Here is a 23,717-nt window from a genome sequence, read left to right as displayed (position 1 = left end):
TTCTCCGGTAACTAGTTGCCGCTAGCTACGGGCTTCACCTTATATATAAAACTGTCGAGGGAATAGCGGTTAACAATGAAATTGAACCATACAAGTCCATTAGCGAGCTTGAATCGCTTGCTCTCGACTCAAATTATAGAGTTTTCTTCCTTGAAAAGCCGAATGGTAAGAAACGGGAAATACAAGCGCCCAGCTTAGGACTGGACATTGTTCAAACGCGGATAGCAAGCCTACTCGTTCGCGTTGCTATGCCCGATTACGTTCATTCTGGTGTTAAAGGAAGATCAAACGTTACGAATGCAAAAGTACACGTCGGAGACCACCCTGTATTAACAATGGATATTAGAAATTTCTATCCATCTATTTCTAAAAAGTCCATATATCATTTTTTTCATAAAACAATGAACGCTGCACCTGATGTTGCAGGAATACTTGCGGAATTATGTTCTTATCAAGATCATATTCCTACAGGAAGCCGATTAAGTATGCCCCTATCCTTTTGGGCAAATCATTCGATGTATAGCGATCTCCAAACACTGTGCGAATCACGTGACGTCACCATGTCAAGCTATGTAGACGACTTAACGTTTTCCGGTAAATCTGTAAATGAACTATTTCAACGAAGTGTCTCCCGAATAGTTCAAGACGCAGGACTGATAATTCATCCGGATAAAACTCGACTCTTTCGCCGTAATGAAGCAAAGCTAATTACAGGTGTAATTGTCAGGGCTGACCGTATTGATGTTAGAAATAAACATCACAAGGCAATTTACACCCTATTCAATGAAATGAGATCGGCTGTCAATGATGAAGAACTAAAAGCAATCCATGAAGAACTACTTGGAAGGTTAAATGCAGCTGGTCAAATCAACCCCGCTTTTAAACAGCGCGCAAGAAACCTTATAACTCAAATATAGAGGAAAAGGAATTTCCGACCATGCAAGATCCAACAGAGTTGAAGCGGACAATATCGACATTAATAAATTTTGATACAGGAAAGGAAGAATCTGCAATACCTCTAATCGCAGTAAGTGAAGCAGCCATATTTCAGTTACGAAGGAAAATTGAAGAACGAATTCAAGATAATAATTTTTTATACGGGTGTAGTGAATGCGGGCAACCAGTTGTTATCAGATCGCACCGAACGCCAAGTGGTGGTCATACCTTCTACTTCAAACATCTTCATGATTCTGGTGACTGCCCAATAAAGACTGAATCCAAATACACCAAGGATGAAGTGCGCCGCATGAAATACAATGGCGCAAAAGAGAGTAAGCCCCATCTCGATTTAAAAAATTACATCGCATCACAGCTGAGAAAAGATGAACGATTTAAGAATATAAAAGTAGAGAATGTAATTAAAGGTAGTGGCTGGTCAAAGAGATGGAAGAAGCCTGATATATCCGCTGAGTTCAACGGTAAAATAGTTGTATTTGAAATCCAACTATCAACCACATTTTTGGACGTTATCGTTAGCCGAGAGGTTTTTTATAAGAACGAAGGGATTTCTATATTTTGGATATTCAGCAATCTTGACCCAAATAAAGCACGAGCAACAGAAAAAGATGTATTCTTCAACAATAAATCAAACGCATTGTCAGTGGATAGAGAATCAAAGGAGATGACATACAGCCAAGGAAAACTAATCCTTACTGGTCATTTTAAAAGGCAATATTTTGACTTCAAAAGTAAAATAATAACCGATCACTGGGAAACAATGCCCGTATCTTTCGATATCATAAAGTTCGACCCCTACACTTATAAACCTTACTTCATAAACTTCGATGAGAATCACCAGCAGACACTTAATGACAAGCGAAACTATGAAGCTCAATATTTCATTAAAATCTTTGAAGCCATCTCCTTAGAGGATGATCCAAGCTACACCTCACGGAGAGAGTGCGCAGTGAAACTCATATCTATTGGATTATATGATAACGATGATTTATGTCCGGGCTTTCTGAAATTTATAAAAGCATTATTATCCGTACGGGATGGTAAGATCCACTTTCCAAACCAAGTTGGAAAATGGACGTGGCTTGTAAACTATGTTTGGGAACATCATACGCAACATTGGCTGGTTTTCTTGTACACAGTCAATGTATACGATAGAACCGAAATAGTTTTCGATAAGCATAATCAAAAGCTGAATGAAAAAAGGGCGCGCTTTAAGAAGAACTGGAAAACAGATCCCAAATTCGAACAAAGTTCAAAATATTACCCATTGTTCATGGAGCTTCTGCCGAAGCTGAAAGGAAAGTTGATAATGTCTAACTGATTTTACTGCTCAGTAATTACTAGAGCCAGTCCTTCAACCTTCCAAACTTTCGATCTGATCAATCATCGAAAGAATCTTGCGTTTATCCTTGTCATTCAAGTTCGCGAAACTAGCAACAACGCGCGCAAGGTCATCATCTTCGCAATACAGGTACGCCACAGGCACCCCCAGCACCTGACACAATCTTTCCGTCATGTTCGGATCAGGTCTGTGCTTTCCGGTTTCATACTGGTTCATACGGGGGCTTGCCGCTGAAGGATCAATACCCGCATCTATCCCAAGCTGTTTCTGAGATAGCTTCCGTTTTTCTCGCATGTACTTTAGCCGCTTGGTGAACGTGTCGATTGGTTGCGCCCTGTTTCATAAAGAATCAAGGCTAAGATTCTCTTAGTTTGCAATTTGACCGCATACTAAGGAATCCTTAGTATTGGCGTCTTGATCAGATTCGTCAAATAAGGAGTACTTATGAAAAAGGGACTTTCTGTGGGCATCGTAGCTATCACATGGGTCTTAATGGGTTGCGGTCAGAACGATGCAGCAAAGGCGTCGGCAGATGCACTACTAGGAGCAATCTTCGAAAGCAAAACATCCAGCCCACAGGAACTGGCGATGCTGAAGGCAATGCCTGAATACGGACAGGCGATTGACTGTTTAGCAAACCACCTTGATATGTCCGGCTGGACGATTGAAGACCACAACTTCTTCATGGCTGAAACCAGAAATACGGGCAACATGCAGTATCTGGATTCCCGGAAGTTCACTGAAGCAGAACAGATCGAACACTTTGGTCCGTTGCTCACCAGCCCATGCCTGTGATGGGGTGTTCAATGAAACTCAAGTTTGCACTCGTTACCCTTATTATCACGTCGTTCGCCCATGCTGGTGATGTCAGAGACTTCAGCGTTCGTGGCGTCACTCCCGGTTCAGATTCCATACAATCATGTGACACGCTGTCGTCTAGTTTTGGTGGTGAAGCTGTTCTGGAAAAGCTATTGGATATACCGAGAAATTCACCAGACTGGCAATTGAGCGTTGATTATCAGATTCATCCGGCTAGTTCAAACAACTCGAATGGATGCAAAGGCGGTTATAAGTTGTATGACAGGAAACTGGCAGGCGCTTTGGTTCGTCATGACTATATCGAAGTGCATTCACAGAACAATCTGGTTTACTACGTCAGGAATATGCAACAGCTGAATGTTGGTAAGACGATCAACGAATGTACTGACCGCCGTGCTGATATGGTTTCAGGTCTGATTGCGAAACACGGTAAGCCTACGATTCACCGTAAGCAAAATGGATTTGAACACCTCATTTGGGACTACAGCCCACGTCCTAACCTTCAGTTGGGTGATGATAAGTTTGAAGAGTATGAAGCATTCATCAAGTGTGAGATGTACACCTACGGTACGTCGTTTGCCCTGATGAAGACAGAAACCAAGGTTCATTCCGGTGGGGTGATGGTTGACGCGCGTCAGGTTCCCAAAGCCCAAAAGACCTTCAACGCTGAACTCTGAGAGTTTGATTGCCCACAGGTGTCACGAGTCCATTTGTGACTAAAGACTAAGACCCCGCTTAGTGTTACGCTTCACGCCGATTGGCGTAACACTAAATGGAGTTTGATTGTGAAGCGGATTCTTTACCACTACACAAGTGAAACCGGCTACAGAGGTATTCTGGAGTCGAAGGACATACACCCCTCACTACGGGCTAATAACCCCAAAGATGCCCGTTATGGTAATGGGCAGTATCTGAGTGACATCATTCCCGGCACAAAACGACCGGGGCAGCTGTCCATGATATTCCTAAACATTCCATGGCAAGGGCGTAAGTTTACCCACCACATCAATGTCAACGTAACCGATTTGAATGTCATACTGGGAAGAGAGCACGTGCTTCTTGTACCGAATGAACGACCACTCGACATCTCAAATCGTATTACTGGGCACGGAAAGAACTAAGAGGTCACAATGGCAACGTACATATACTCCAAGTGGCATGGCAGCCCTCAGGGAAGTCCTGTTGAGTTTTACAGTGAACTTGATAACGAACGTTATGAAATCCGGAAAGTTGAAGTGTTTCGTGATGGATCGTATGGATATGCCGATAAGTCGAACGCCACTAAGTCAACGAAGTTAGGCGTTGTACCAGTGCCTTCGATTGAAGAAATCGCAGGCGATCCAGAATTCGATGCAAGAGTCATTACACAGAAGCAGTTTGATGAAAAGTGGCAGGAAGCTACATCTAAATGACGATCCATTATCTTCAAGGTGATGCAACTTCCCCTCAAGTCGAAGGCAAAGTGATTATTGCCCATGTTTGCAACGATTTGGGTAAGTGGGGACGCGGTTTTGTACTGGCGATCAGTAAAAAATGGAAGCAACCGGAGTTGCAGTATAAATCGCTCTTTTCAGGTTCTGATACGCCTAAGTTAGGACATGTTCAGTTTGTGGAAGCCGGTGATGATGTTGTTGTTGCCAACATTATTGGGCAACACGGCATCCGGTCCCCACGAAATACGACCGCACCTGCACCTATCAGGTATGACGCTGTACGTGAAGGGCTGGAAAAAATTGGTGAATTAGCAGTTAGCCAAGGATGTTCCGTTCATATGCCTAGAATCGGCTGTGGGCTTGCGGGTGGAACTTGGGACCAAATTGAACCACTCATTGAACAGACCTTGGTTTCCATGGGCGTTGGCGTCTACGTGTACGATTTCTAGTTCATTGAAGTTACCGGATTGAGGTTATTAAGAATGCTCAATCCGGTAACTTCCAGTCTGTTTATTTCGCAGCAAGCTTGTACAAATACCCGCGACTGATCCCCCATCTTTTGGCAAGTGCAGACTTGCTCTTAGCTTCGTCAAACTCCCGTTGAATCTGTTCAATCTGTGCTTCAGTGAATCGGGACTGTTTACCCTTGTACTTCCCAGCTGACTTGGCGATTGCGATTCCTTCACGCTGACGCTGAAGGATGCATTGGCGTTCAAACTGTGCGACAGATGACAACAGGTTCAACATGAGCTGCTGAAAGGGGTCTTCTTTGTTTGGTTCGAACCGAAGGTTCTCTTTATGGAACTGGATGGTGGCACCGGCAGTGACTATTGATTCAACCAGTTCCAGAAGGTCTTTAACACTTCGACCGAGACGAGATAGTTCGTGTACATGAACCACATCACCGGGACGAAGGTTTGTGACCATAGCTTGAAGTTGTGGGCGGTTTAGGTCTTTACCCGACAGTTTGTCTTCATATTCACGGTCGGCTTCAAACCCCGGTAGCTGACGATCTGTTTTCTGATCAGTTGTGGATACGCGGCGATAGATGAATTCCATAGTCTGTACCTGTAGTTTGTGAATTCGCCTGTGTGTCTCTTTTAGATCATAAACCTATAGGATAATTGTCAATTATAGGTGAATACCAACTTATAGGCGACACTTTTAGCCTTGTATCCCACGGGTACACCCTTAGAAGACACGGGTTCTTAGATGGGAACTGGAAAGCTGGATTTGTTGGATGATTAAACTTTGCTTGCTGACATCAATTAGTAAAGAAGTGTAAGTCTCAAGTATTGCTCTGATAAATATTCTCACGGGGTCGTTTCGACAGAGGTTCCACTGCGGTGCTTTGGATAATTCCTCATCCCAAACTTGACTAACGAAACCAGTCTTGATGGCGAAGCTATGGTTAGACAAAGGTAATTAAAACAATAAGACATAAACAATGATGCACAGTGAGACCATTATGATGACTGAAGTGAATACACAGCGAACCGTACTACCAATTTCAGATGCAGCCTTTAACAACCGCGTAGCGATGAAACAGGCTTATTCGAAATTATCCTTTCAAAAGCGACCTACAGTTCTTCTTACTTTAACCGTGAAGGAACCGAAAGGAGATCACGGTAACTGGTTGGTTTCTGATGAGCTGTTTATACAGAAAGCGAACTTACTACTTCGTTGGATTAATGCCGAATTGTATGGACGCAAGTTCAAAAAGAAGGAAGCTGGTTTGACTGGATTTGGCTGCTTGGAGAAGCAGGCAAATCAACAACCTCATACACATCTCGCTATAACAACGCGTTTAGCACCCAAGACCATCAAGAAAATGAAAAACGCCCTCTACCAAAAGATTAAGAAGATAAACTTGTTTGAAGCCGACGGTGTCGATTTTCAAGTGATTGGCGGTAGTGATAGTGACTTTTGGCGAGTTGGTGCATATATCGCGAAAGAGGGACGTATGGTGACACTTGGACCTGATGGGATCATCTAGGTCATAAATCATACAATCTTCAGTTGGATTGAATTATAATGAAGGTGTTTCCGGTGCAGTTAGCAGATCAGATGGCAAGCTAATCACCAAGGTAACACCATGTACGACTTCTCATCTTTCATGGTTGATCATGACCTCACCAGTGATCACCATGAGTTTGAAGCCACAATCAGTGGTTTCGATTACGACATCCATTTTGCACTGCTTGATGATCGAAGCATTTTCGATACACAACGATCCCGTACTTATCGTCATTATGATGATCTAAGTGCCATGGTTCAGACCGACTTAGTTACTCATGATGGCGACGTTGATTCTGGTGTCCGCTTCTTCCATGAGAGATGGTCAACCGAACTACGGTACTTAACTCCTGTTCGGGAAATCATAGACGTTCACCAATCACCAACTACTGCAACCATCCACGTTTTAACGGTTACTCGATACAACGCTGCAACCTTGTTGTTTCGTATCACGTAAAGGAGAAACATGAACCGATTTCGTAAAGAAGAACTTCGCAAACATCACGAAGAACGTGCCGGTCTTTCATCTTCAGATGTTGATCGTATGGATAGTGAAGATGCTGTGGAGATTGAGGTTCTAGAACTCGCTAAACGCATCCACATTGCCCGTTTCCCTGAAGAGTATGACCACATGTACGATTCTGTTTCAGATGCCCGTGTGAGGGCTTCTGGGACGAATCCAATGAGCGATGACTACATTGCTGAAGTAAATGTGCGACGCACCACAGCTCCTGTAATGCCATTGTCTGCTTCAGGAGTAGCAACCAGTAGTGATTCATGGGAAATCGCTTACATCGAAGCTGATCGCCTCATACGGGGTACAAGCGAATGAGCCTGATACCTATCTAAATAATGAACTCAACCAAAGGGGTTCATATGCCATTAAACACCAATCTTGTGATAACTGATGTAGCTGACGGTCACCGTCAGGTTTTTCTCGATTTAGCTGATGCCATGGAGTTGAGTCGGGGGCAATTGTTGGCGTTGCTGTTGGCTGGAGCCGGTGCGGTCAGTGGTGGTCTGGATGCTGCCATCCCAGATCATGAGGCACAAGTTGAATGGCGAGCTTTGATGGCAAATCGGCTCTTTTCACTTACCAATCTATGAGGACGATTTTTGGTTTACCTGCTTTGTGTAGTTCTTTCAATTTTGTGGACTTCTATAGCCTTGCTCTGCGTCAGTGACTTCAATAATTTCTGCAACACTGACGAAGAGTGGGAATCCCTGCCAATTTGGATTCGATTACCGGTACTTATGATTGCACCGATTCTATTCATATGGTGGAAAAATTAATTCAAATCACGAGCCAATTTAGGAATCTCCTGCCATTTAACCACTTTCGACCAATCCAGATTGTATTCAATACGATTGATCCATTCAGACTTCAATTCAAGCCACGTACCATCTGAGTACGTTTTTCGAGTTTCTGATCGCATCGTACTGCCATGCCCAACAATGTCATTGGCTATTCCCTCATGACACCCCTTCCCCATAATCAATCCACTTACAGTATGGCGATAGGAATGGAAATCTTTCTTTTGCCCTTTGGAGTCCACATGGATTTGCAATTCGCGCTCACGCCAGCGATTGAATCGTTTTGAATACGGATCAAAAGAATTTGCTTGCTTCCCTCTATGCTCCTCTGGGAAAAGACGTACCTGCTTGTTCTTACGACATTGCTCCACAAAATCAAGGAAGCCCAGTTCAATCAACTTGTGGTGGATAGGAACATCTCTGGGACGCCCATCAACATCAACCTTTAGAGCCTTGTAGTGCGGATCCTTTCGATCATCCGTCCCGCCCTGATCATTTATATCAAGATACCAAATTCCAGTTTCACGATCCTGCTTTACATCTGAAACGTGGAGCTGGCAAAGCTCAGCTTGTGATTGACCGCCAAATGCTGCCAAAAGTGGAATCCAATATTCAGAATTCCGTTTGAATGTGCCAGTAACATAGCGACCTGTATTGAACATGGAAACAAGGTCTTCTTGGCTGAATTTTATTCGAGGCTTACTACCGCGTCCCTGACCTTTCGGGCGCACAGGAGCTTTAATTTGCTTGATTAACTTTTCGCTGAGCTCGAAATCACCAGATTCAACATCAGCCTTATCATGCGCATAACGGAGTAATTCACGAACGGCTGTAAAGTAGTGACCTATGGTGGATAGTGACATCACAGGGATGCCCTGAGCTTCCAGTTGCTTTCGGGAGTACTCAACGGTCAGCTCGACCAATTCACGTTGAGTAAGATGACGAGTCTTAGGCATACTTGATGCATTCTTTGGATATCGCTTTAATACGTCGCAATATGAACTAAGCATCGTACCTGTTATCTCACTAAGACGCGGGGAACGTCCTTCGTTGAGAACTTCGAGAATACTGGCAAACTGCTCTACCTTGCTCCGATACCAATTCTCTGAAGACTCGGCAACTTCTGCATTGAGCTTGTCTCGCATAAACCGATCCACCACGACCTGTATGGTTGGATTCTGTTCATCACTATAGGTCCGAGTGGTCTTCCCTGTATTGTGATAGTCAATCGTTTCCTGCTGGCGACGGTTATCTTCCTGTAACTTGAGTACTTCCGACACTGACTCCCCTCGAATTAGAAGCGCCCGCTCTAAAAGCTCATTTTTTTCTTCACCAAGCCCCATAAGAAAAGGTTCAACTTCTGTTTTCCAATCCCCTCTAGCGTGCGTGTCGTATTCTTTCAGTAACTTCATAGCAACCCCAAACACGTCAGGATCACTGAACTTACTGGACAACTTGTCAAACATAATCCACATCCACTTACTTCGTCGAAGGGCTTCGGCTCGGTTTTTTGTACCTAGAGATCGCCACAGCGTCGGTTTTATCGCAGGGTTATCTTGCCTGATCTTTCTCGGAATTCGAACCTGAAAAATATACGTTCCGACCCGATTGGTCGTTAAGTAAACAGGTATACGTGGGGGTTTTACTGCCATGTGTATGCACTCTTGTATGCACCATGGCGAAAGCGGGGATTTTCGAAACAAAGAAACCCTTTTAAATCAAAGGGTTGCAAGAATAATGGCGGTGAGGGAGGGATTCGAACCCTCGATAGGGATAAACCTATACACGCTTTCCAGGCGTGCTCCTTCAGCCACTCGGACACCTCACCTTGTTTGCCTACGTTACCCCGTTCACAGGGGCTGTAAGTCGCACGCTGCCGTGCTAGTTACCGTCGTCGTAAACTCCGACGTTCTCTGCGAGTCGTCACCAGGACGCCTCACCAGCGCCGCGCACTATACGCATGGCACAGTGTGAGGTCAACCTTTATAGGCTAATGCCTTGTTTTTTAACTGGTTTCGCCCGTCCACGCAGTCACATACTCTGACAGCTCGACGTCAGGTACTGGTTTAGGTGTCGTATTGATGTGGCCAACATACAGGAAGGCTGTAATGACATCATCACGATTCAGGCCCAATGCTTTCCGAACGCCCTCGCACTCAGCCATGGCTCCCGTGCGCCAGATAGCACCCAGCCCCATTGCATAGGCGGCGTTCAGCATATTTTGCACGCCCGCTCCCGTAGAGAGCAGCTGCTCATCGCGAGGCACTTTAGGGTGTTCTTCCAGATGTGTAATGCCAACGATCACCAGAGGCGCTCGCAACAGCATATTTTTGATCTTTTTGGCCTTCTCCGGCGAAAGGACTTCACGGCCAGCCTGGTACTTGTAGAAAATCTTACCCAGCTCTTCTCTCGCCTCACCTTCAATGGTCAGGTAACGGCTTGGTCTCATCCAGGCGTGGTCAGGCGCGCGCAGAGCGGCCTTAAAAAGTATCTCTTTTTGCTCTTGAGTGATGTCAGGTCCGGTGAGCTGTGCCACCGACACCCGCTCGGTAATCGCTCTAATTGCGTCCATCAGGGCTCCAATGTATCATTACAGGCCATGCGTGAGTATTTACGCAGTATTGTGACAAATGGGTCAGGGTCTTGCCGTGTAGTCAGAATGTCTATATAAGTATGACTAAGGCAAAGTAATTAGTTCCGCCCCGCTCCGCCACATAATAATAAACAATCGGTGAAGTTACATGTCGAGTTCGCAGGCCCAGGCGCAGTTCCACGAAACGACGCTACCAAAACAAGACTATGTCGCACGGATCTTCGGTTACGCGGTAGCCGCCGTCAGTGTCTACACGGGCATACACTTTGGTTATTTCCCGGAGAGCAGCGATGGTATAGCAATGTTCGCACTGCTTTACCCTCATCTGGTTTATTTCGCGAGCGGGCCATTCCGACGTCGTAAAGCATACACGACACGTCAGTTTCTGATTCATGGCGATGCTCTTCTTTGCGGTATTTTCCTCGGGCTTATCAACTTCCCGATAGAGATCGTTGTGCTCTTCGCAGTGATGATAAACACCAGTTTTATCGTCGTGGGCAGCCTGACAGCCTGGGCATTCTGTATTATTTCACTGGTATCCGGTGCCGGTGCCGCATACCTGCTGACAGGCTACACACAGCCCGCCCCTGTTCCTTATGAAGTCTTTGTCGCGACGGCAGCCGGTGTCGGCTTCCACTTAGCCCTGACAGCACACAACAGTTACCGCCAGGCACGTGACCTGATGCGATTAAAGATGAAGTTTCAGGGGCAGGTTGAACGCTTTCAGGCGCTCTCTCATCAGGTATCGAAGTATGTGGCGCCGCAGATATGGGAATCTATCTTTTCTGGCCGTCGCCAGGTTCGCCTCGAAACTCAGCGTAAAAAGCTGGTGGTTTTCTTTTCTGACATCGTCGGTTTTTCTGCCCTGTCTGAGCAGATGGAAGCGGAGTCGTTCACCGACCTGCTCAACACCTACCTGACCGACATGTCGCACATCGCACTCAAATACGGTGGCACCATCGATAAGTTTATTGGCGATGGCATAATGATTTTCTTTGGCGACCCCAAAACCAAGGGCACCAAGCGCGACGCTCTGGCTTGTGTTTCTATGGCGATTGAAATGCGTAACCATATGGAAGTTCTTCGCCAGCGCTGGGCAGATCAAGGCATTTCGGCCCCGCTCCAGATTCGTATGGGCATCAGTACCGGTTACTGCACCGTCGGCAACTTTGGTACCGAGAGCCGGATGGACTACACCATCATTGGAAAGGAAGTGAACCTGGCTTCACGCCTTGAAACCGAAGCAACACCGGGTGAGATTCTGGTGTCTCAGGATACCTATACCCTGATCCGCGATAAGATTGATTGCCGCAGCCGCGGCAATGCCATCGTAAAAGGATTCCGGGACCCAATCCCTACATTTGAAGTGCGCGACTACCGCAGTCAGGACGACTCGAATGAACGTCAGTTTATTCAGGAGTCGGAAGGTTTCAGCCTCCGCCTGGATCGCGATCAGATGACCGAAGCGGAACGTTTGAAAGCCGCAGAGACACTGGAGAAAGCCGCTCGACGTCTGCGAATAAACCACAACGCAGACGCCAGTGACGTTACTACTGACGCTGTAACCGAAAGTTCAACGCTTCGAAAGTTTCCTCTGTCGTCCGGAATGGATTGATATCCAACCCACCCCGGCGAACGTAACGGGCATACACCGTCAGACTCTCTGGCGTACAGCGCTGCTGTATATCCCGGAATGTTCGCTCAACACACTGTTCATGAAAATCCTGATGCTGCCGCAAAGAAACCAGGTACGCTAGCAAAGACGCTTTATCAATCTCCTGCCCCTTGTACTGAATATACACTGAGCCCCAGTCCGGCTGACCAGTCACTGGGCAATTTGATTTAAGTAAGTGGCTGCAGATCCATCCATCGAACTGACTGTCTGGAACCACTTTCAGAAGCTCCGGCGACGGTGTGTATGAAGAAATATCGACATCGACATCGTCTATGCACAAAGCATCAGGAGCGGCGGGATAGGCGTAATCCATTCCGTGGAAGGCAACCGTTACTGCTCCTCCAGCAGCGAGAGACAAGTCCCGCTCCATCACCGCTTTAACATCAGACTCATTTTCAAATCGGGTCTGGTTAAAAGAGTTGAGGTACAACTTGAACGACTTCGACTCCACAAGGAACGGGCTACCAGAAGGGACTCGAAATTCCGCAACGCAAACGACGGGTTTTCCGTTAGGTGTTAGCCATGACACCTCGTAGCCATTCCAGATATCAACGCCATAAAAGGTAATCGCAGAACGGTCATCGCCTGATGCTTTCCAGCTTTCATTGCGATCAATAGGAAACAACAACCCTGCATCGTACTGCTCAGGATATTCGGATGTTTTGCCAAGCGGGTTGGTCTCGCTGTGTACTGATCCCATCATTATTGCCTCATGCCTGTGCCGCGTCGCAGCAACCAGATGCTGTAACTACCCAAAATAAAAATAAACAAAACCAGCATCCCAAAGGCGACGTAAACATCAATATCCGTCACACCCAACACTCCGTAGCGGAAGGTATTAACCATGTAGAGAATCGGGTTCAGCTTGGATACATCCTGCCAGAAATCAGGAAGCAGACTGATGGAATAAAATACACCGCCGAGGTAGGTCAGTGGCGTAATAATAAAAGTAGGAACGATCGCGATATCATCAAACTTGGTCGCAAAAACCGCGTTAATAAAACCGCCCAACGAAAACAGAATCGCCGACAAAAGAACAACACCGACCATGACTCCGACGTGATGCACCTGAAGATCCGTAAAGTACAGCGACAGCAGAGTAACAATCACCCCCGTCGCCACGCCTCGCGCCACACCACCGGCAACAAATCCGAGTAGAATGGTTACCGGATACACAGGTGCGACCATCATTTCTTCAATGCTTCGCTGGAATTTATTACTGAAGAAAGACGAAGAAACGTTGCCATAAGCATTGGTGATGACACTCATCATGATCAGGCCAGGTACGATATAGGCCATGTAATCAACACCGCCCATCTCACCGATCCGGCTGCCAATCAGATTGCCGAAAATAATAAAATACAACGTCATTGTGATCGCTGGCGGCAATAACGTCTGCTGCCAGATTCTCATAAAACGACGGACTTCTTTGGTCACAATCGTCTGGAATGCAACCCACTGAACGCGCATCGGGCTCATGAATTACTCTCCCGTACCAGGTTCACAAACAACTCCTCAAGGCGGTTAGACTTGGTTCTCATGCTGCGGACCTCAAGGCCTTTTTCTGTGAGCATGGTAAATATCCGGTTAATGCTCTGCCCTTTCTCAACCGTAACTTCGAGCGTCTCATCAGCCGGTGAAGAAAACTCAAACCCTTCCAGAGAAAAACCATCGGGTAAAGACTCGCACAGATCAAAAACAAAGGTTTCAGTCGTCAACTGGCTCAACAGTTCACGTTTGCTGGTGCACTGAACGATTTCACCTTTATTAATAATCGCGATATTCCGGCACAACTGCTCTGCTTCTTCGAGATAGTGTGTCGTCAGGATAATGGTTGTCCCCTTTTTATTGAGGTCTTCCATGAACTCCCACATAGAGCGGCGCAGTTCAATATCAACACCGGCAGTCGGCTCATCAAGAATCAGCACGTCCGGCTTGTGCACCAGCGCACGCGCAATCATCAGACGACGTTTCATACCACCAGAGAGCATGCGTGACGGCGTATCCCGCTTCTCCCAAAGGTCCAGAGCTTTCAGCAGTTCTTCGGCGTTTGCACGAGCTTCCGATGGTTTCAGCCCGAAATAACCGGCCTGAGTCACAACGATGTCGTAGACTTTCTCGAACTGATTGAAGTTAAACTCCTGAGGCACAACCCCCAGGGAGCGACGCGCCTGAAAGGCATCACCGTTAACGTCGTGCCCCATAACATAGGCACTGCCAGAGCTCTTCTGAACCAGACCAGACACGATGCCCAGAGTCGTCGACTTACCGGCACCATTAGGGCCAAGCAAGGCAAAGAAATCCCCTTTGGCAACTTCAAGCGTGATACCCTTCAGGGCCTCGAAACCGTTGCCGTATACCTTGGAAAGGTTTTCAACCGCCAGGGCTGCAACCATAAACTGAATACCTTCTGAGATAGAAAATGAATAACCGACTGAAATACCACCTCGAACTGCTGAACGAAACGCTTTCTCGCATTGAAAAGGCCGCAGCAAACGAGTCAGGGGTCATAGATGCCGACATTCTACAACAATTCCGTGACGTTATTGATCAGCTCACAGAACACAGGGATTCAGCCTACGAGGCAGGACAGGATCTGTTCAGCAAAATTGGCACACACCAGCCACAACTCATGCCTGCGGTAGACCGCGCACTGCTCTGGTTCTTCGGTGGTGAATGCATGCACTTCCTGAGCGATGAAGAAATCACACGATTCCAGCACCTTGACGAGATGGCAGCAGAGGCTGAAGCCGAGGGTAAAGAATACGACTACCGCTCGGCGGGCCGTAGCCTGCATTGATGGCGGTCGACCTGCCTATTTCTCTAAGCAATGCGCGTATTACTCAGGGACACGCCGTAAATACTTCCTTGTAGGCTCGGGTGCCGCGTCTGACCTCCACGGATGGAGGAAATGCCGTAATCTGTCGGGAACAGATTTGGCCTTGCGGCACCCGAGCAACACACCCAATGCTTTTTGTCCCGTGAGACTGAATTTCAGACAATAAAAAAGCCGGTACATCTCTGTACCGGCTTTTTGGAATTTGGAGCGGGAAAGGAGGCTCGAACTCCCGACCCCAACCTTGGCAAGGTTGTGCTCTACCAACTGAGCTATTCCCGCAATGGCATCCCCAAGGGGATTCGAACCCCTGTTACCGCCGTGAAAGGGCGGTGTCCTAGGCCTCTAGACGATGGGGACACATCGTTTAAGTGCGTTGCATTTTAACTCCATCTCGTTGATTTGCAAGAACTTTTTTCAACAAGATGTTTGCTAACTGCCTAATTGCAAAACACCGATCCTGATTCAGCGTCATGCCACTTTCGTGTGAAATTGGAGCGGGAAAGGAGGCTCGAACTCCCGACCCCAACCTTGGCAAGGTTGTGCTCTACCAACTGAGCTATTCCCGCATTTCACACTTGAAAATGGCATCCCCAAGGGGATTCGAACCCCTGTTACCGCCGTGAAAGGGCGGTGTCCTAGGCCTCTAGACGATGGGGACGTCTCAATCAAGGAGCGCGCATTCTATGTACGTTCGTGGAAAGCGTCAATACCTGTAAAGCAAAAAATTTGTCCTATACTGAGAAAACAGCCCTATTCCCAGGAAGCGTCCAATGGACAGTACAACGATGATCGCTGTCGCTATCGTCACCGGCATTATTGCCATCGCTGTGGTGACGGTAAAGAAGTGGCTTGATCAGTACCGACTGGAACAGATGCGCAAATCTGTTGAGCATATCGATTCCATCAACATGACCAGTAACGTGGGTAGCAGCCTGCGCCCATGGTTATCAATAGAAGCACTACGTGCACTGGCCGAACTGACGGATTTCCACGCACAACAGGTGAATACCAAGTTCATCACCATGCCGCCACGCACCTCTAAAGCATTAGACCAGGCTGAAGAGTGGCGAAATAATGCGCCGCCCCCCTCTCCCTCTCCGCTCCCGACACAACCTAAGCAAGCAAAAGAATTGCGCGACTCACTGATGGACTACCTTGAGCTGATAAAAAGTGGGCACAAAGAACACGTGATTCCCACAGAATCTGCGCGAGAACGTATAAGAGAAGCGACCGTCCTGAACGCACGTATCTGCGCCAACACCTATCAGGCTCGTGCGAAACAGTCACTGGCGCAGAATGCACCGAACCAGGCGCTGCACTTTCTGAAGCGCGCCGAAAAAACCATACGGAATATAAAAGATCTGCCACAAGATCTGATGACAGAACTCGATGCTCTGGTTGAGGCCATTGATGAACTTGAGCAGCATAGAGCCAGCTCTGGCCCCACCCGATTGGCAGAAGGCGCTGAAGAGCTGGCGGAAGCAGAGAAATCCTGGAAGAAGAAAACCTTTGATTAACGCTGGAATCAGGCTTCCAGCGCTTTAAGAATATCGGCCTTCAGAGACTCTGGCGTCGTTGTCGGCGCGTAGCGATCAATCACCTTTCCATCACGCCCCACGAGGAATTTAGTGAAGTTCCACTTAATTCCTTTTGTTCCCATAACGCCAGGCGCTGCCGCTTTTAACTCGTCGTAAATAGGCGCTGCGTCGCTGCCATTCACGTCGATTTTGCTGAACATCGGAAAGCTCACACCGTAGTTTTTCTGGCAGAAAGCACCAATATCATCGGCACTTCCCGGCTCCTGCTTACCAAACTGGTTACAGGGGAAACCAAGAATGACCAACCCTTTATCTTTTAAGTCCTGATACAGGGTTTCCAGACCATCGTATTGCGGCGTAAAGCCACATTTACTCGCGGTATTTACGATAAGAACAACCTTACCCGCGTATTCGCTGAGATCCTGATCTTTCCCGTTCAACAGGGGCATGGTGTAATCAAGAACCGACATCTGGCACTCCATCCGTTAATTTCAAAGCGCTTAAAGTAAACATCAGCCCTCACAGCCGCAAGTGCCGAATGGGCCCAAACCTGTGCGCATTTGGCCTCTGACGACTATTGAATAGCCATTAAACGACCATTAGTTGTTGTCGTCTTTCGCCTCAAACGTCAGCGCGGCAGAATTAATGCAATAACGCAGACCCGTCGGTGCCGGGCCATCGGTGAATACGTGGCCAAGATGCGCATCACAGTGCTTGCAGACAACCTCAGTTCTTACCATAAAGTGACTGGTGTCGCTGCGCTCTTCTATGTTCTCTTCATCTGCTGGCAGACTGAAACTTGGCCAGCCACAGCCTGAATCAAACTTATCCTGCGACAGAAAGAGCGGCTCCCCACAACACACGCAGTTGTAAGTACCCTCTTCAGAGAAATCGTAATACTGGCCAGTAAACGGCCTTTCTGTTCCTGCTTCCCGGGTAACCCGGTATGACTCAGCACTTAACTGCTGACGCCACTCGTCTTCACTCTTGCTAATTTTTTTCATTCTTTGAACCACTTTCCGATAGAGCATCGTAAGAGTATGATTAATCACTTAAATTCAGTTCCGATACAGGCGGCAAAGTTCCATGGAAATCCTCAAATCCAACAAACTGGCAAACGTGTTCTACGACATACGCGGACCAGTGCTGGATGCCGCCAAGCGCATGGAAGAAGAAGGCCATCGGATTCTGAAGCTGAACATCGGCAACCCGAAACCGTTCGGGCTTGATGCGCCTGAGGAAATTATCCAGGACGTCATCTACAACTTGCCAGATTCTGAGGGTTATTGCGACTCCAAAGGGCTTTTCTCTGCGCGAAAAGCCATCATGCAATACACCCAGCAGAAGAAGATCCCTAACGTCGGCCTCGAAGACATCATCATCGGCAATGGCGTCAGCGAGCTGATCGTCATGTGTATGCAGGGTCTGCTCAATAACGGTGACGAGGTTCTGGTTCCAGCACCTGACTACCCGCTCTGGACAGGCGCTGTCAGCCTCGCAGGTGGCAAAGCCGTTCACTATTTGTGCGACGAGCAGTCTGACTGGTACCCGGACCTTGATGATATTCGCAACAAGGTGACCGACCGCACCCGCGCAATGGTGATCATCAACCCGAACAACCCGACAGGTGCCGTATACCCGGATGAAATCCTGGAAGGCATGCTGCAGATTGCCCGCGAAAACAACCTGATTGTTTTCTCGGACGAAATCTACGACAAGATTCTGTTTGACGGTGTCACCCACACCTCAACCGCATCACTTGCTGATGATCTGCTGATTATTACTTTCAATGGGCTGTCTAAGAACTACCGCCTGGCAGGCTTCCGCTCTGGCTGGATGATCATCAGCGGCGCCAAGCACAAAGCGCGGGATTATATTCAGGGTCTTGAGATGCTGGCGACGATGAGACTCTGCGCCAACGTGCCTTCAATGCATGCTATTCAGACCGCACTGGGTGGCTATCAGAGCATTTTTGATCTGGTTAATGGCGACGGCCGTATTGTTCAGCAGCGCGATATTGCGTACGAAATGCTGAACGACATTCCCGGCGTGAGCTGTGTTAAACCCAAAGGCGCTCTATACTGCTTCCCGAAGGTCGACACCAAGAAGTTCAACATACGCAACGATGAACGCATGGTTCTGGATTTACTTGAGCAGCAGAAAATCCTGCTCGTGCATGGTACGGCCTTCAACTGGCCAGATCCGGATCACTTCCGCGTAGTATTCCTGCCAAGGCCAGAAGATCTGACCGCGGCGATGCAGCGTATGAAGCAATTCTTCGAGAGCTACCAGCAGCTCTGACCTTACCAGAGGCCAGTACGCCAATGCTCGACGTTCATATCGACGATTTTTTCCGGGATGTTGCTGTCACCCTGCTCACAGGGTTGCAGCAATTTCCTGCCCCAAGAACCCTCTTCGTCGAAGATATCTGCGGGCCAGATGACATGGACGAGTTCGGCCTTCACTCCCCTCGCCACTTAGCAGCACTGGGCGCAATTCAGTGGCTTCGCGATGAAGAGTATGTTCGCTTCGGAATTGTAGACCGGCAGGAATCTGTCGATGATTTCGTACTGAGCAGCAAAGCATTCACCCGATTACTGCGTCAGCCAGACGAGAGCGACGAACCATTGTTCCGTCGCCTCCACGGTGCCGTTCAGGAAAGTGATTCTGAATTAATACGGAGACTGCTTCGGGAAGAATTTCTCGAAGCATAACCCCAGTACAGGCTGGCTTACTCAGCCTTAGCGGGAACGTACATCGAAGCCCGCGGCTTCAAGCGCATCCTGCAGGTCGTGAGCACGAGCAGGCACCCCAACCTTAAGATTGATGGTATCGCGACGCAGCGGGTAATCCTTTCTCATGCGATCGAACGACTCACGCAGATTCTGGCTGTGTCGTATGACTGAGCGCATCACGCCATCATCAACCCGAATCTCATACGATGCCCGGATAGCAGTACGCAATGCCTGATGCACGGGTACTTCGGCAGAAAAGTCGACGCGTCGGATACCGGGCTCCGGTAAAAACTGCCCCAGTTTCAGGCGTTCAGGTAGCCCAAAGAATTCGCAGGCGCCCTGATAGACCAGTTCCGTGCCACGCATCTTGCCGTCGAGAGAATATCCAGCGATATGCGGTGTCGCCAACGCACAGAAATCCAGCAACTCACGGTTCAGCTCTGGCTCGCCTTCCCAGACATCCAGCACAGCAACAAAATCCGGATTATCGTGAAGATGCTTCAGCAAGGCATCATTATCGACAACAGCCCCACGACAAGCGTTAATCAGACAGGCATCTGTCATCATCTGCTGCAACTGAGCGTCACCGATAAGGTGCCAGGTCGGGTGATCTCCGCCCTTCTCCATCGGTGTATGCAGACTGACTACATCACAACCAAGGACTTTATCGAGCGTCGTCAGCTCGCCAACGTCGTCCTCTTCTTTGAAAGGATCACAGGCAAGAACCGTCAGCCCCATTTGCTCCAGACGCTGGCGCAGAAGCAAGCCGACATTACCTACACCGACAATGCCGACACTCAGGTCACGAAAATCAATCCCGCGACTATCCACCACAACGCTCAAAGCACTAAGAACATAGTCAACTACGGCCTGAGCGTTACATCCTGGCGCACTTGCAAACCCAATCCCGGCCTCTTTCAGGCACTCAAGATCAATGTGATCGGTACCTATGGTTGCCGTGCCAACAAATTTTACGGAAGAACCCTCAAGCAGCTCCCGGTTAACCTGAGTTACAGAGCGGACAAGTAAAATGTCGGCTTTCGCTACATCTTCTTGCGTCATGGTCCTGCCAGCGACACGAGTGATGTCGCCAAAATCGCCAAAAAATTGCTCAATTAACGGGATGTTTTCGTCCGCGACGATGTGCACAGTGCTTTCTTCCTGTTTTGTATGATCGATCCATTGTGGCAACTGTTTACCCCAATGACAATAATTCTTAATAAACCAAGAAAATATTCAACCAGAACGTCATAAACACCATGAATAATGCACATCAGGGGTACAAATACGTCTGAGCCTAAATTTCCGGTATACTCCCGCACTACTAAAAAGAGGGTGAAACAAATACATAGTGACTTTCGTGGCTATGTAGCACTGTTCACCGGACATAACTGCATGGGCGTGGGCTTGCTGCCATCGTAGGACGCAAGTTAACTAAAGTGCAATGAAGTTGTTAACAAGGCTTTGAGAGAGGGTCGCAAATGAGTCTGTATTCAGAATACCTGAAAGAAATTGAGGTTCGTAAGAACGAGCTGGGGTTGAACCCTAAGCCGATCGATGGCGCGGAGCTGCTGTCTGAAATCATCGAACAGATCAAAGATGTGAATAATGAGCACCGCAAAGACTCATTGAACTTCTTCATCTACAACACACTTCCAGGTACGACTCCTGCGGCAGGCGTTAAAGCTGAATTCCTGAAAGAAATCATTCTGGGTCAGGCGTCTGTAGAAGAGATCAACCAGGAGTTCGCTTTCGAACTGCTGTCTCACATGAAAGGCGGCCCGTCTATCAAGGTTCTGCTGGACCTGGCTCTGGGCGACGACGCTGACATCGCCAAAGCGGCTGCTGCTGTTCTGAAAACTCAGGTATTCCTGTACGAAGCAGACACCGAGCGCCTGGCTGCTGCCTACAAAGAAGGCAACGCGATCGCTAAAGAACTGCTGGAAAGCTACAGCAAGGCAGAATTCTTTACTGAACTGCCAGACGTTGACGAAGAAGTTAAAGTGATCACCTACGTTGCTGCAGTGGGCGATATCTCTACCGACCTGCTGTCTCCGGGCAACCAGTCTCACTCACGTGCTGACCGCGAACTGCACGGTAAGTGCATGATCTCTCCTGAAGCTCAGGCTGAAATCACTGCAATGAAAGAAGCCAACCCAGACAAGCAGGTTATGCTGATCGCCGAAAAAGGCACCATGGGTGTTGGTTCATCACGTATGTCTGGTGTGAACAACGTAGCACTGTGGGCTGGTAAGCCTTCAAGCCCGTACGTTCCATTTATCAACATCGCTCCAGTGGTTGCTGGTACCAACGGTATCGCACCTATCTTCCTGACTACTGTCGGCGTAACCGGTGGTATTGGTCTGGACCTGAAAAACTGGGTACAGAAGAAAGACGAAAACGGCAACGTTGTTCGCGACGAGAACGGCGATGCAGTACTGGAAGAAGTCTACTCTGTTAAGACCGGTACCGTTCTGACCATCAACACCAAGACCAAGAAACTGCTCGACAGCGAAGGCAACGAGCTGTCTGACGTATCTGACGCTTTCACTCCACAGAAAGTCGAGTTCATGAAAGCTGGCGGTTCTTACGCGGTAACCTTCGGTAAGCAGCTGCAGACTTTCGCTGCAGAAACTCTGGGCGTTGAAGCACCAGCTGTTTACGCTGCATCTAAAGAAATCTCTCACGAAGGCCAGGGCCTGACCGCTGTTGAGAAGATCTTCAACCGTAACGCGGTTGGTGTTAACTCTGAGACTCCACTGCACGCTGGTTCTGACGTTCGCGTTAAAGTGAACATCGTTGGTTCTCAGGACACTACTGGTCCTATGACTACTCAGGAACTGGAAGCAATGGCTGCTTCTACCATCTCTCCAAGCGTTGATGGTGCGTTCCAGTCTGGCTGTCATACTGCCTCTGTATGGGACAACAAAGCTAAGGCCAACACGCCTAAGCTGATGGCGTTCATGAACGCGTTCGGCGTGATCACTGCACGTGATCCTAAGGGTGTTTACCCAGCAATGACCGACGTAATCCACAAGGTACTCAACGACATTACTGTTGACGACCGTGCGATCATCATCGGTGGTGACTCTCACACCCGTATGTCTAAAGGTGTCGCGTTCGGTGCTGACTCCGGTACTGTTGCGGTAGCACTGGCAACTGGTGAAGCAGCAATGCCAATCCCAGAGTCTGTGAAAGTTACCTTCAAAGGCAACATGAAGCCGCACATGGACTTCCGTGACATCGTACACGCGACTCAGGCGCAGATGCTGAAGCAGTTCAGCGGCGAAAACGTCTTCCAGGGCCGTGTCATCGAAGTACAGATCGGTACTCTGCTGGCTGACCAGGCCTTCACTTTCACCGACTGGACTGCAGAAATGAAGGCAAAAGCTTCTATCTGTATTTCTACCGATGAAACTCTGATCCAATCTCTGGAACTGGCTAAGTCACGTATCCAGATCATGATCAACAAAGGTATGGAAAACGAAGCAGGCATGCTGCAGAAGCTGATCGGCCTCGCTGACAAGCGTATCGAAGAAGTTAAATCAGGCACTGCACCTGCTCTGGCTCCAGACGACAACGCTAAGTACTACGCAGAAGTAGTTGTTGACCTCGACGCTATCGACGAGCCAATGATTGCTGACCCAGACGTAAACAACGAAGACGTATCTAAGCGTTACACCCACGACGTGATCCGTCCGGCTTCATACTACGATGGCCGTCAGGTTGACCTGGGCTTCGTTGGTTCTTGTATGGTTCACAAAGGTGACATGCAGATCATCGCTGCGATGCTGCGCAACCTGGAGAAGAACGGTCCTATCACGTTCAAGGCTCCACTGGTTGTAGCGCCACCAACGTACAACATCGTTGACGAGCTGAAAGCCGAAGGCGATTGGGACATCCTGGCGAAATACGCTGGCTTCATCTTCGACGATGCAAATCCAAAAGAAGCAGCTCGTACTAAGTACGAAAACCAGCTGTACCTGGAGCGCCCTGGATGTAACCTGTGTATGGGTAACCAGGAAAAAGCAGAACCAGGTGACACCGTACTGGCAACTTCTACCCGTCTGTTCCAGGGCCGTGTTGTAGAAGACAGCGCTGAGAAGAAAGGTGAGTCACTGCTGGGCTCTACCCCAATGGTTGTTCTGGGCACTATCCTGGGTCGCTTCCCGACTCTGGAGGAGTACAAAGCAGCGGTTGAAGGTATCAACCTGACTTCTTTCGCTCCACCGTCTGAAGACCTGGCTCGCCCAGCGATCCCTCTGAAAGCTGTTTAATCAGTAGCTGAAGAGGCGATTAGCCCACTGCCCTGACGTTCGCGTTGAGGCAGCGGGCGAAGCAAATAAAAAACCGGCACTCGTGAGAGGCGCCGGTTTTTTGTTTCTGAACGAGTTTTTCTGAAAACCGCCCTGCCTGAAAAGCTAATCCCTCACAGGCATCAACACACCTCAGCGCG

27 protein-coding genes, 5 tRNA genes and 1 pseudogene are annotated in these 23,717 nt (G+C 48.3%); 17 read left to right on the top strand and 16 right to left on the bottom strand.

The features are described from left to right. The first annotated feature begins 41 nt into the window (after positions 1–41). On the top strand, positions 42–917 hold the full coding sequence (locus tag BW941_RS14480; RefSeq protein WP_084189012.1) for a reverse transcriptase family protein: 876 nt from the start codon (positions 42–44) through the stop codon (positions 915–917). Positions 918–937: 20 nt separating this feature from the next. After that, the gene (locus BW941_RS14475) at positions 938–2,278 is read left to right on the top strand and encodes a DUF6035 family protein (RefSeq protein ID WP_076517255.1); all 1,341 of its coding nucleotides are present in this window, start codon (positions 938–940) and stop codon (positions 2,276–2,278) included. A gap of 33 nt (positions 2,279–2,311) precedes the next feature. On the opposite strand, the gene BW941_RS14470 is transcribed toward BW941_RS14475, so the two are convergent. Then, on the bottom strand, positions 2,312–2,623 hold the full coding sequence (locus tag BW941_RS14470) for a helix-turn-helix domain-containing protein (protein ID WP_281251182.1): 312 nt from the start codon (positions 2,621–2,623) through the stop codon (positions 2,312–2,314). Positions 2,624–2,743: 120 nt separating this feature from the next. Here BW941_RS14470 and BW941_RS14465 point away from each other — a divergent pair, with 120 nt between their 5' ends. The 5 genes from BW941_RS14465 (at position 2,744) to BW941_RS14445 (ending at position 5,000) form a co-directional block, all read left to right on the top strand. Beyond that, a complete protein-coding gene (locus BW941_RS14465; RefSeq protein ID WP_076517252.1) occupies positions 2,744–3,094 on the top strand; it encodes a hypothetical protein in 351 nt (116 codons plus the stop codon). 11 nt (positions 3,095–3,105) lie between these two features. Then, the gene (locus BW941_RS14460) at positions 3,106–3,795 is read left to right on the top strand and encodes a hypothetical protein (RefSeq protein ID WP_076517247.1); all 690 of its coding nucleotides are present in this window, start codon (positions 3,106–3,108) and stop codon (positions 3,793–3,795) included. Positions 3,796–3,903: 108 nt separating this feature from the next. Next, on the top strand, positions 3,904–4,239 hold the full coding sequence (locus tag BW941_RS14455; RefSeq protein ID WP_076517245.1) for an HYD1 signature containing ADP-ribosyltransferase family protein: 336 nt from the start codon (positions 3,904–3,906) through the stop codon (positions 4,237–4,239). 9 nt (positions 4,240–4,248) lie between these two features. Further along, complete coding sequence (locus BW941_RS14450) at positions 4,249–4,530, top strand: DUF6881 domain-containing protein (protein ID WP_076517243.1); 282 nt, start codon at positions 4,249–4,251, stop codon at positions 4,528–4,530. Further along, positions 4,527–5,000, top strand: a complete 474-nt coding sequence (locus BW941_RS14445; RefSeq protein WP_076517241.1) for a macro domain-containing protein — start codon at positions 4,527–4,529, stop codon at positions 4,998–5,000. Before BW941_RS14450 ends, BW941_RS14445 begins: the two co-directional genes overlap by 4 nt. A gap of 61 nt (positions 5,001–5,061) precedes the next feature. Here BW941_RS14445 and BW941_RS14440 read toward each other — a convergent pair whose 3' ends face one another. Then, positions 5,062–5,610: a recombinase family protein gene (locus tag BW941_RS14440; protein ID WP_076517239.1), complete on the bottom strand. Its 549-nt coding sequence runs from the start codon at positions 5,608–5,610 to the stop codon at positions 5,062–5,064. Between the two features lie 409 nt (positions 5,611–6,019). Here BW941_RS14440 and BW941_RS14435 point away from each other — a divergent pair, with 409 nt between their 5' ends. From BW941_RS14435 to BW941_RS14420, 4 genes are all read left to right on the top strand, one after another. Continuing rightward, positions 6,020–6,547, top strand: coding sequence for a hypothetical protein (locus BW941_RS14435; RefSeq protein WP_139325863.1), 528 nt, complete (start codon positions 6,020–6,022; stop codon positions 6,545–6,547). A 99-nt stretch (positions 6,548–6,646) separates the two neighbouring features. Next, positions 6,647–7,024, top strand: a complete 378-nt coding sequence (locus BW941_RS14430; RefSeq protein WP_076517235.1) for a hypothetical protein — start codon at positions 6,647–6,649, stop codon at positions 7,022–7,024. Between the two features lie 9 nt (positions 7,025–7,033). Next, positions 7,034–7,399 (top strand): hypothetical protein, encoded by a 366-nt coding sequence (locus tag BW941_RS14425; RefSeq protein WP_076517233.1) that lies wholly within the window; start codon positions 7,034–7,036, stop codon positions 7,397–7,399. A gap of 44 nt (positions 7,400–7,443) precedes the next feature. After that, positions 7,444–7,674 carry a hypothetical protein gene (locus BW941_RS14420; RefSeq protein ID WP_076517231.1) on the top strand — a complete coding sequence of 77 codons (231 nt, stop codon included), beginning with the start codon at positions 7,444–7,446 and terminating at the stop codon, positions 7,672–7,674. 182 nt (positions 7,675–7,856) lie between these two features. Here the strand turns inward: BW941_RS14420 and BW941_RS14415 are convergent, their stop codons facing one another. The 4 genes and pseudogenes from BW941_RS14415 to BW941_RS14405 form a co-directional block, all read right to left on the bottom strand. Continuing rightward, the gene (locus BW941_RS14415; RefSeq protein ID WP_139325862.1) at positions 7,857–9,347 is read right to left on the bottom strand and encodes a site-specific integrase; all 1,491 of its coding nucleotides are present in this window, start codon (positions 9,345–9,347) and stop codon (positions 7,857–7,859) included. Positions 9,348–9,362: 15 nt separating this feature from the next. Then, positions 9,363–9,533, bottom strand: a pseudogene (locus BW941_RS18100) (DUF6538 domain-containing protein); the annotation flags it as partial. Between the two features lie 86 nt (positions 9,534–9,619). Next, a tRNA-Ser gene (locus tag BW941_RS14410) sits at positions 9,620–9,709 on the bottom strand. Positions 9,710–9,886: 177 nt separating this feature from the next. Continuing rightward, entirely contained in the window at positions 9,887–10,453 is a 567-nt protein-coding gene (locus BW941_RS14405) for a nitroreductase family protein (RefSeq protein WP_076517227.1), read from the bottom strand. A gap of 169 nt (positions 10,454–10,622) precedes the next feature. Between BW941_RS14405 and BW941_RS14400 the strand changes: the two genes are divergently transcribed. Then, on the top strand, positions 10,623–12,089 hold the full coding sequence (locus BW941_RS14400) for an adenylate/guanylate cyclase domain-containing protein (protein WP_084189010.1): 1,467 nt from the start codon (positions 10,623–10,625) through the stop codon (positions 12,087–12,089). Here the strand turns inward: BW941_RS14400 and queF are convergent. The 3 genes from queF to BW941_RS14385 are packed head-to-tail and all read right to left on the bottom strand — an operon-like array spanning position 12,025 to position 14,545. Beyond that, entirely contained in the window at positions 12,025–12,852 is an 828-nt protein-coding gene (gene queF, locus BW941_RS14395) for an NADPH-dependent 7-cyano-7-deazaguanine reductase QueF (protein ID WP_366371103.1), read from the bottom strand. The genes BW941_RS14400 and queF overlap by 65 nt on opposite strands. Continuing rightward, positions 12,852–13,628, bottom strand: coding sequence for an ABC transporter permease (locus BW941_RS14390; RefSeq protein ID WP_076517225.1), 777 nt, complete (start codon positions 13,626–13,628; stop codon positions 12,852–12,854). Before BW941_RS14390 ends, queF begins: the two co-directional genes overlap by 1 nt. Continuing rightward, positions 13,625–14,545: an ABC transporter ATP-binding protein gene (locus BW941_RS14385; protein ID WP_068444217.1), complete on the bottom strand. Its 921-nt coding sequence runs from the start codon at positions 14,543–14,545 to the stop codon at positions 13,625–13,627. The genes BW941_RS14390 and BW941_RS14385 overlap by 4 nt, the downstream gene beginning before the upstream one ends. A 26-nt stretch (positions 14,546–14,571) precedes the next feature. On the opposite strand from BW941_RS14385, the gene BW941_RS14380 reads away from it, so the two are divergent. Next, positions 14,572–14,949: a PA2817 family protein gene (locus tag BW941_RS14380; protein ID WP_068440847.1), complete on the top strand. Its 378-nt coding sequence runs from the start codon at positions 14,572–14,574 to the stop codon at positions 14,947–14,949. 242 nt (positions 14,950–15,191) lie between these two features. Here BW941_RS14380 and BW941_RS14375 read toward each other — a convergent pair. From BW941_RS14375 to BW941_RS14360, 4 genes are all read right to left on the bottom strand, one after another. Next, positions 15,192–15,267: transfer RNA gene (locus BW941_RS14375), tRNA-Gly, on the bottom strand. 2 nt (positions 15,268–15,269) lie between these two features. Beyond that, a tRNA-Glu gene (locus BW941_RS14370) sits at positions 15,270–15,345 on the bottom strand. A gap of 133 nt (positions 15,346–15,478) precedes the next feature. Next, positions 15,479–15,554: transfer RNA gene (locus BW941_RS14365), tRNA-Gly, on the bottom strand. 16 nt (positions 15,555–15,570) lie between these two features. After that, positions 15,571–15,646, bottom strand: a tRNA-Glu gene (locus BW941_RS14360). Positions 15,647–15,758: 112 nt separating this feature from the next. On the opposite strand from BW941_RS14360, the gene BW941_RS14355 reads away from it, so the two are divergent. Continuing rightward, positions 15,759–16,505 (top strand): hypothetical protein, encoded by a 747-nt coding sequence (locus tag BW941_RS14355; protein ID WP_076517223.1) that lies wholly within the window; start codon positions 15,759–15,761, stop codon positions 16,503–16,505. 8 nt (positions 16,506–16,513) lie between these two features. Here the strand turns inward: BW941_RS14355 and BW941_RS14350 are convergent, their stop codons facing one another. Further along, positions 16,514–16,996, bottom strand: coding sequence for a glutathione peroxidase (locus BW941_RS14350; protein ID WP_076517221.1), 483 nt, complete (start codon positions 16,994–16,996; stop codon positions 16,514–16,516). Positions 16,997–17,125: 129 nt separating this feature from the next. Further along, the gene (msrB, locus tag BW941_RS14345) at positions 17,126–17,530 is read right to left on the bottom strand and encodes a peptide-methionine (R)-S-oxide reductase MsrB (protein ID WP_076517219.1); all 405 of its coding nucleotides are present in this window, start codon (positions 17,528–17,530) and stop codon (positions 17,126–17,128) included. 82 nt (positions 17,531–17,612) lie between these two features. On the opposite strand from msrB, the gene BW941_RS14340 reads away from it, so the two are divergent. Together BW941_RS14340 and BW941_RS14335 are read left to right on the top strand one after the other, a co-directional pair. Beyond that, positions 17,613–18,827: a pyridoxal phosphate-dependent aminotransferase gene (locus BW941_RS14340; RefSeq protein ID WP_076517218.1), complete on the top strand. Its 1,215-nt coding sequence runs from the start codon at positions 17,613–17,615 to the stop codon at positions 18,825–18,827. A gap of 23 nt (positions 18,828–18,850) precedes the next feature. Continuing rightward, on the top strand, positions 18,851–19,240 hold the full coding sequence (locus BW941_RS14335; RefSeq protein WP_076517216.1) for a hypothetical protein: 390 nt from the start codon (positions 18,851–18,853) through the stop codon (positions 19,238–19,240). 27 nt (positions 19,241–19,267) lie between these two features. On the opposite strand, the gene pdxB is transcribed toward BW941_RS14335, so the two are convergent. Then, positions 19,268–20,410 (bottom strand): 4-phosphoerythronate dehydrogenase PdxB, encoded by a 1,143-nt coding sequence (pdxB, locus tag BW941_RS14330; protein WP_076517214.1) that lies wholly within the window; start codon positions 20,408–20,410, stop codon positions 19,268–19,270. A 332-nt stretch (positions 20,411–20,742) separates the two neighbouring features. Between pdxB and BW941_RS14325 the strand changes: the two genes are divergently transcribed. Then, positions 20,743–23,538: a bifunctional aconitate hydratase 2/2-methylisocitrate dehydratase gene (locus BW941_RS14325; RefSeq protein ID WP_076517211.1), complete on the top strand. Its 2,796-nt coding sequence runs from the start codon at positions 20,743–20,745 to the stop codon at positions 23,536–23,538. Positions 23,539–23,717 lie beyond the last annotated feature (179 nt).

This window comes from Thalassolituus maritimus (genome assembly GCF_900156675.1).
Lineage (GTDB): Bacteria > Pseudomonadota > Gammaproteobacteria > Pseudomonadales > Oceanobacteraceae > Thalassolituus > Thalassolituus maritimus.
Note: the sequence above shows the minus strand (reverse complement) of the source record. Positions and strands in the feature narration are given on the sequence as shown.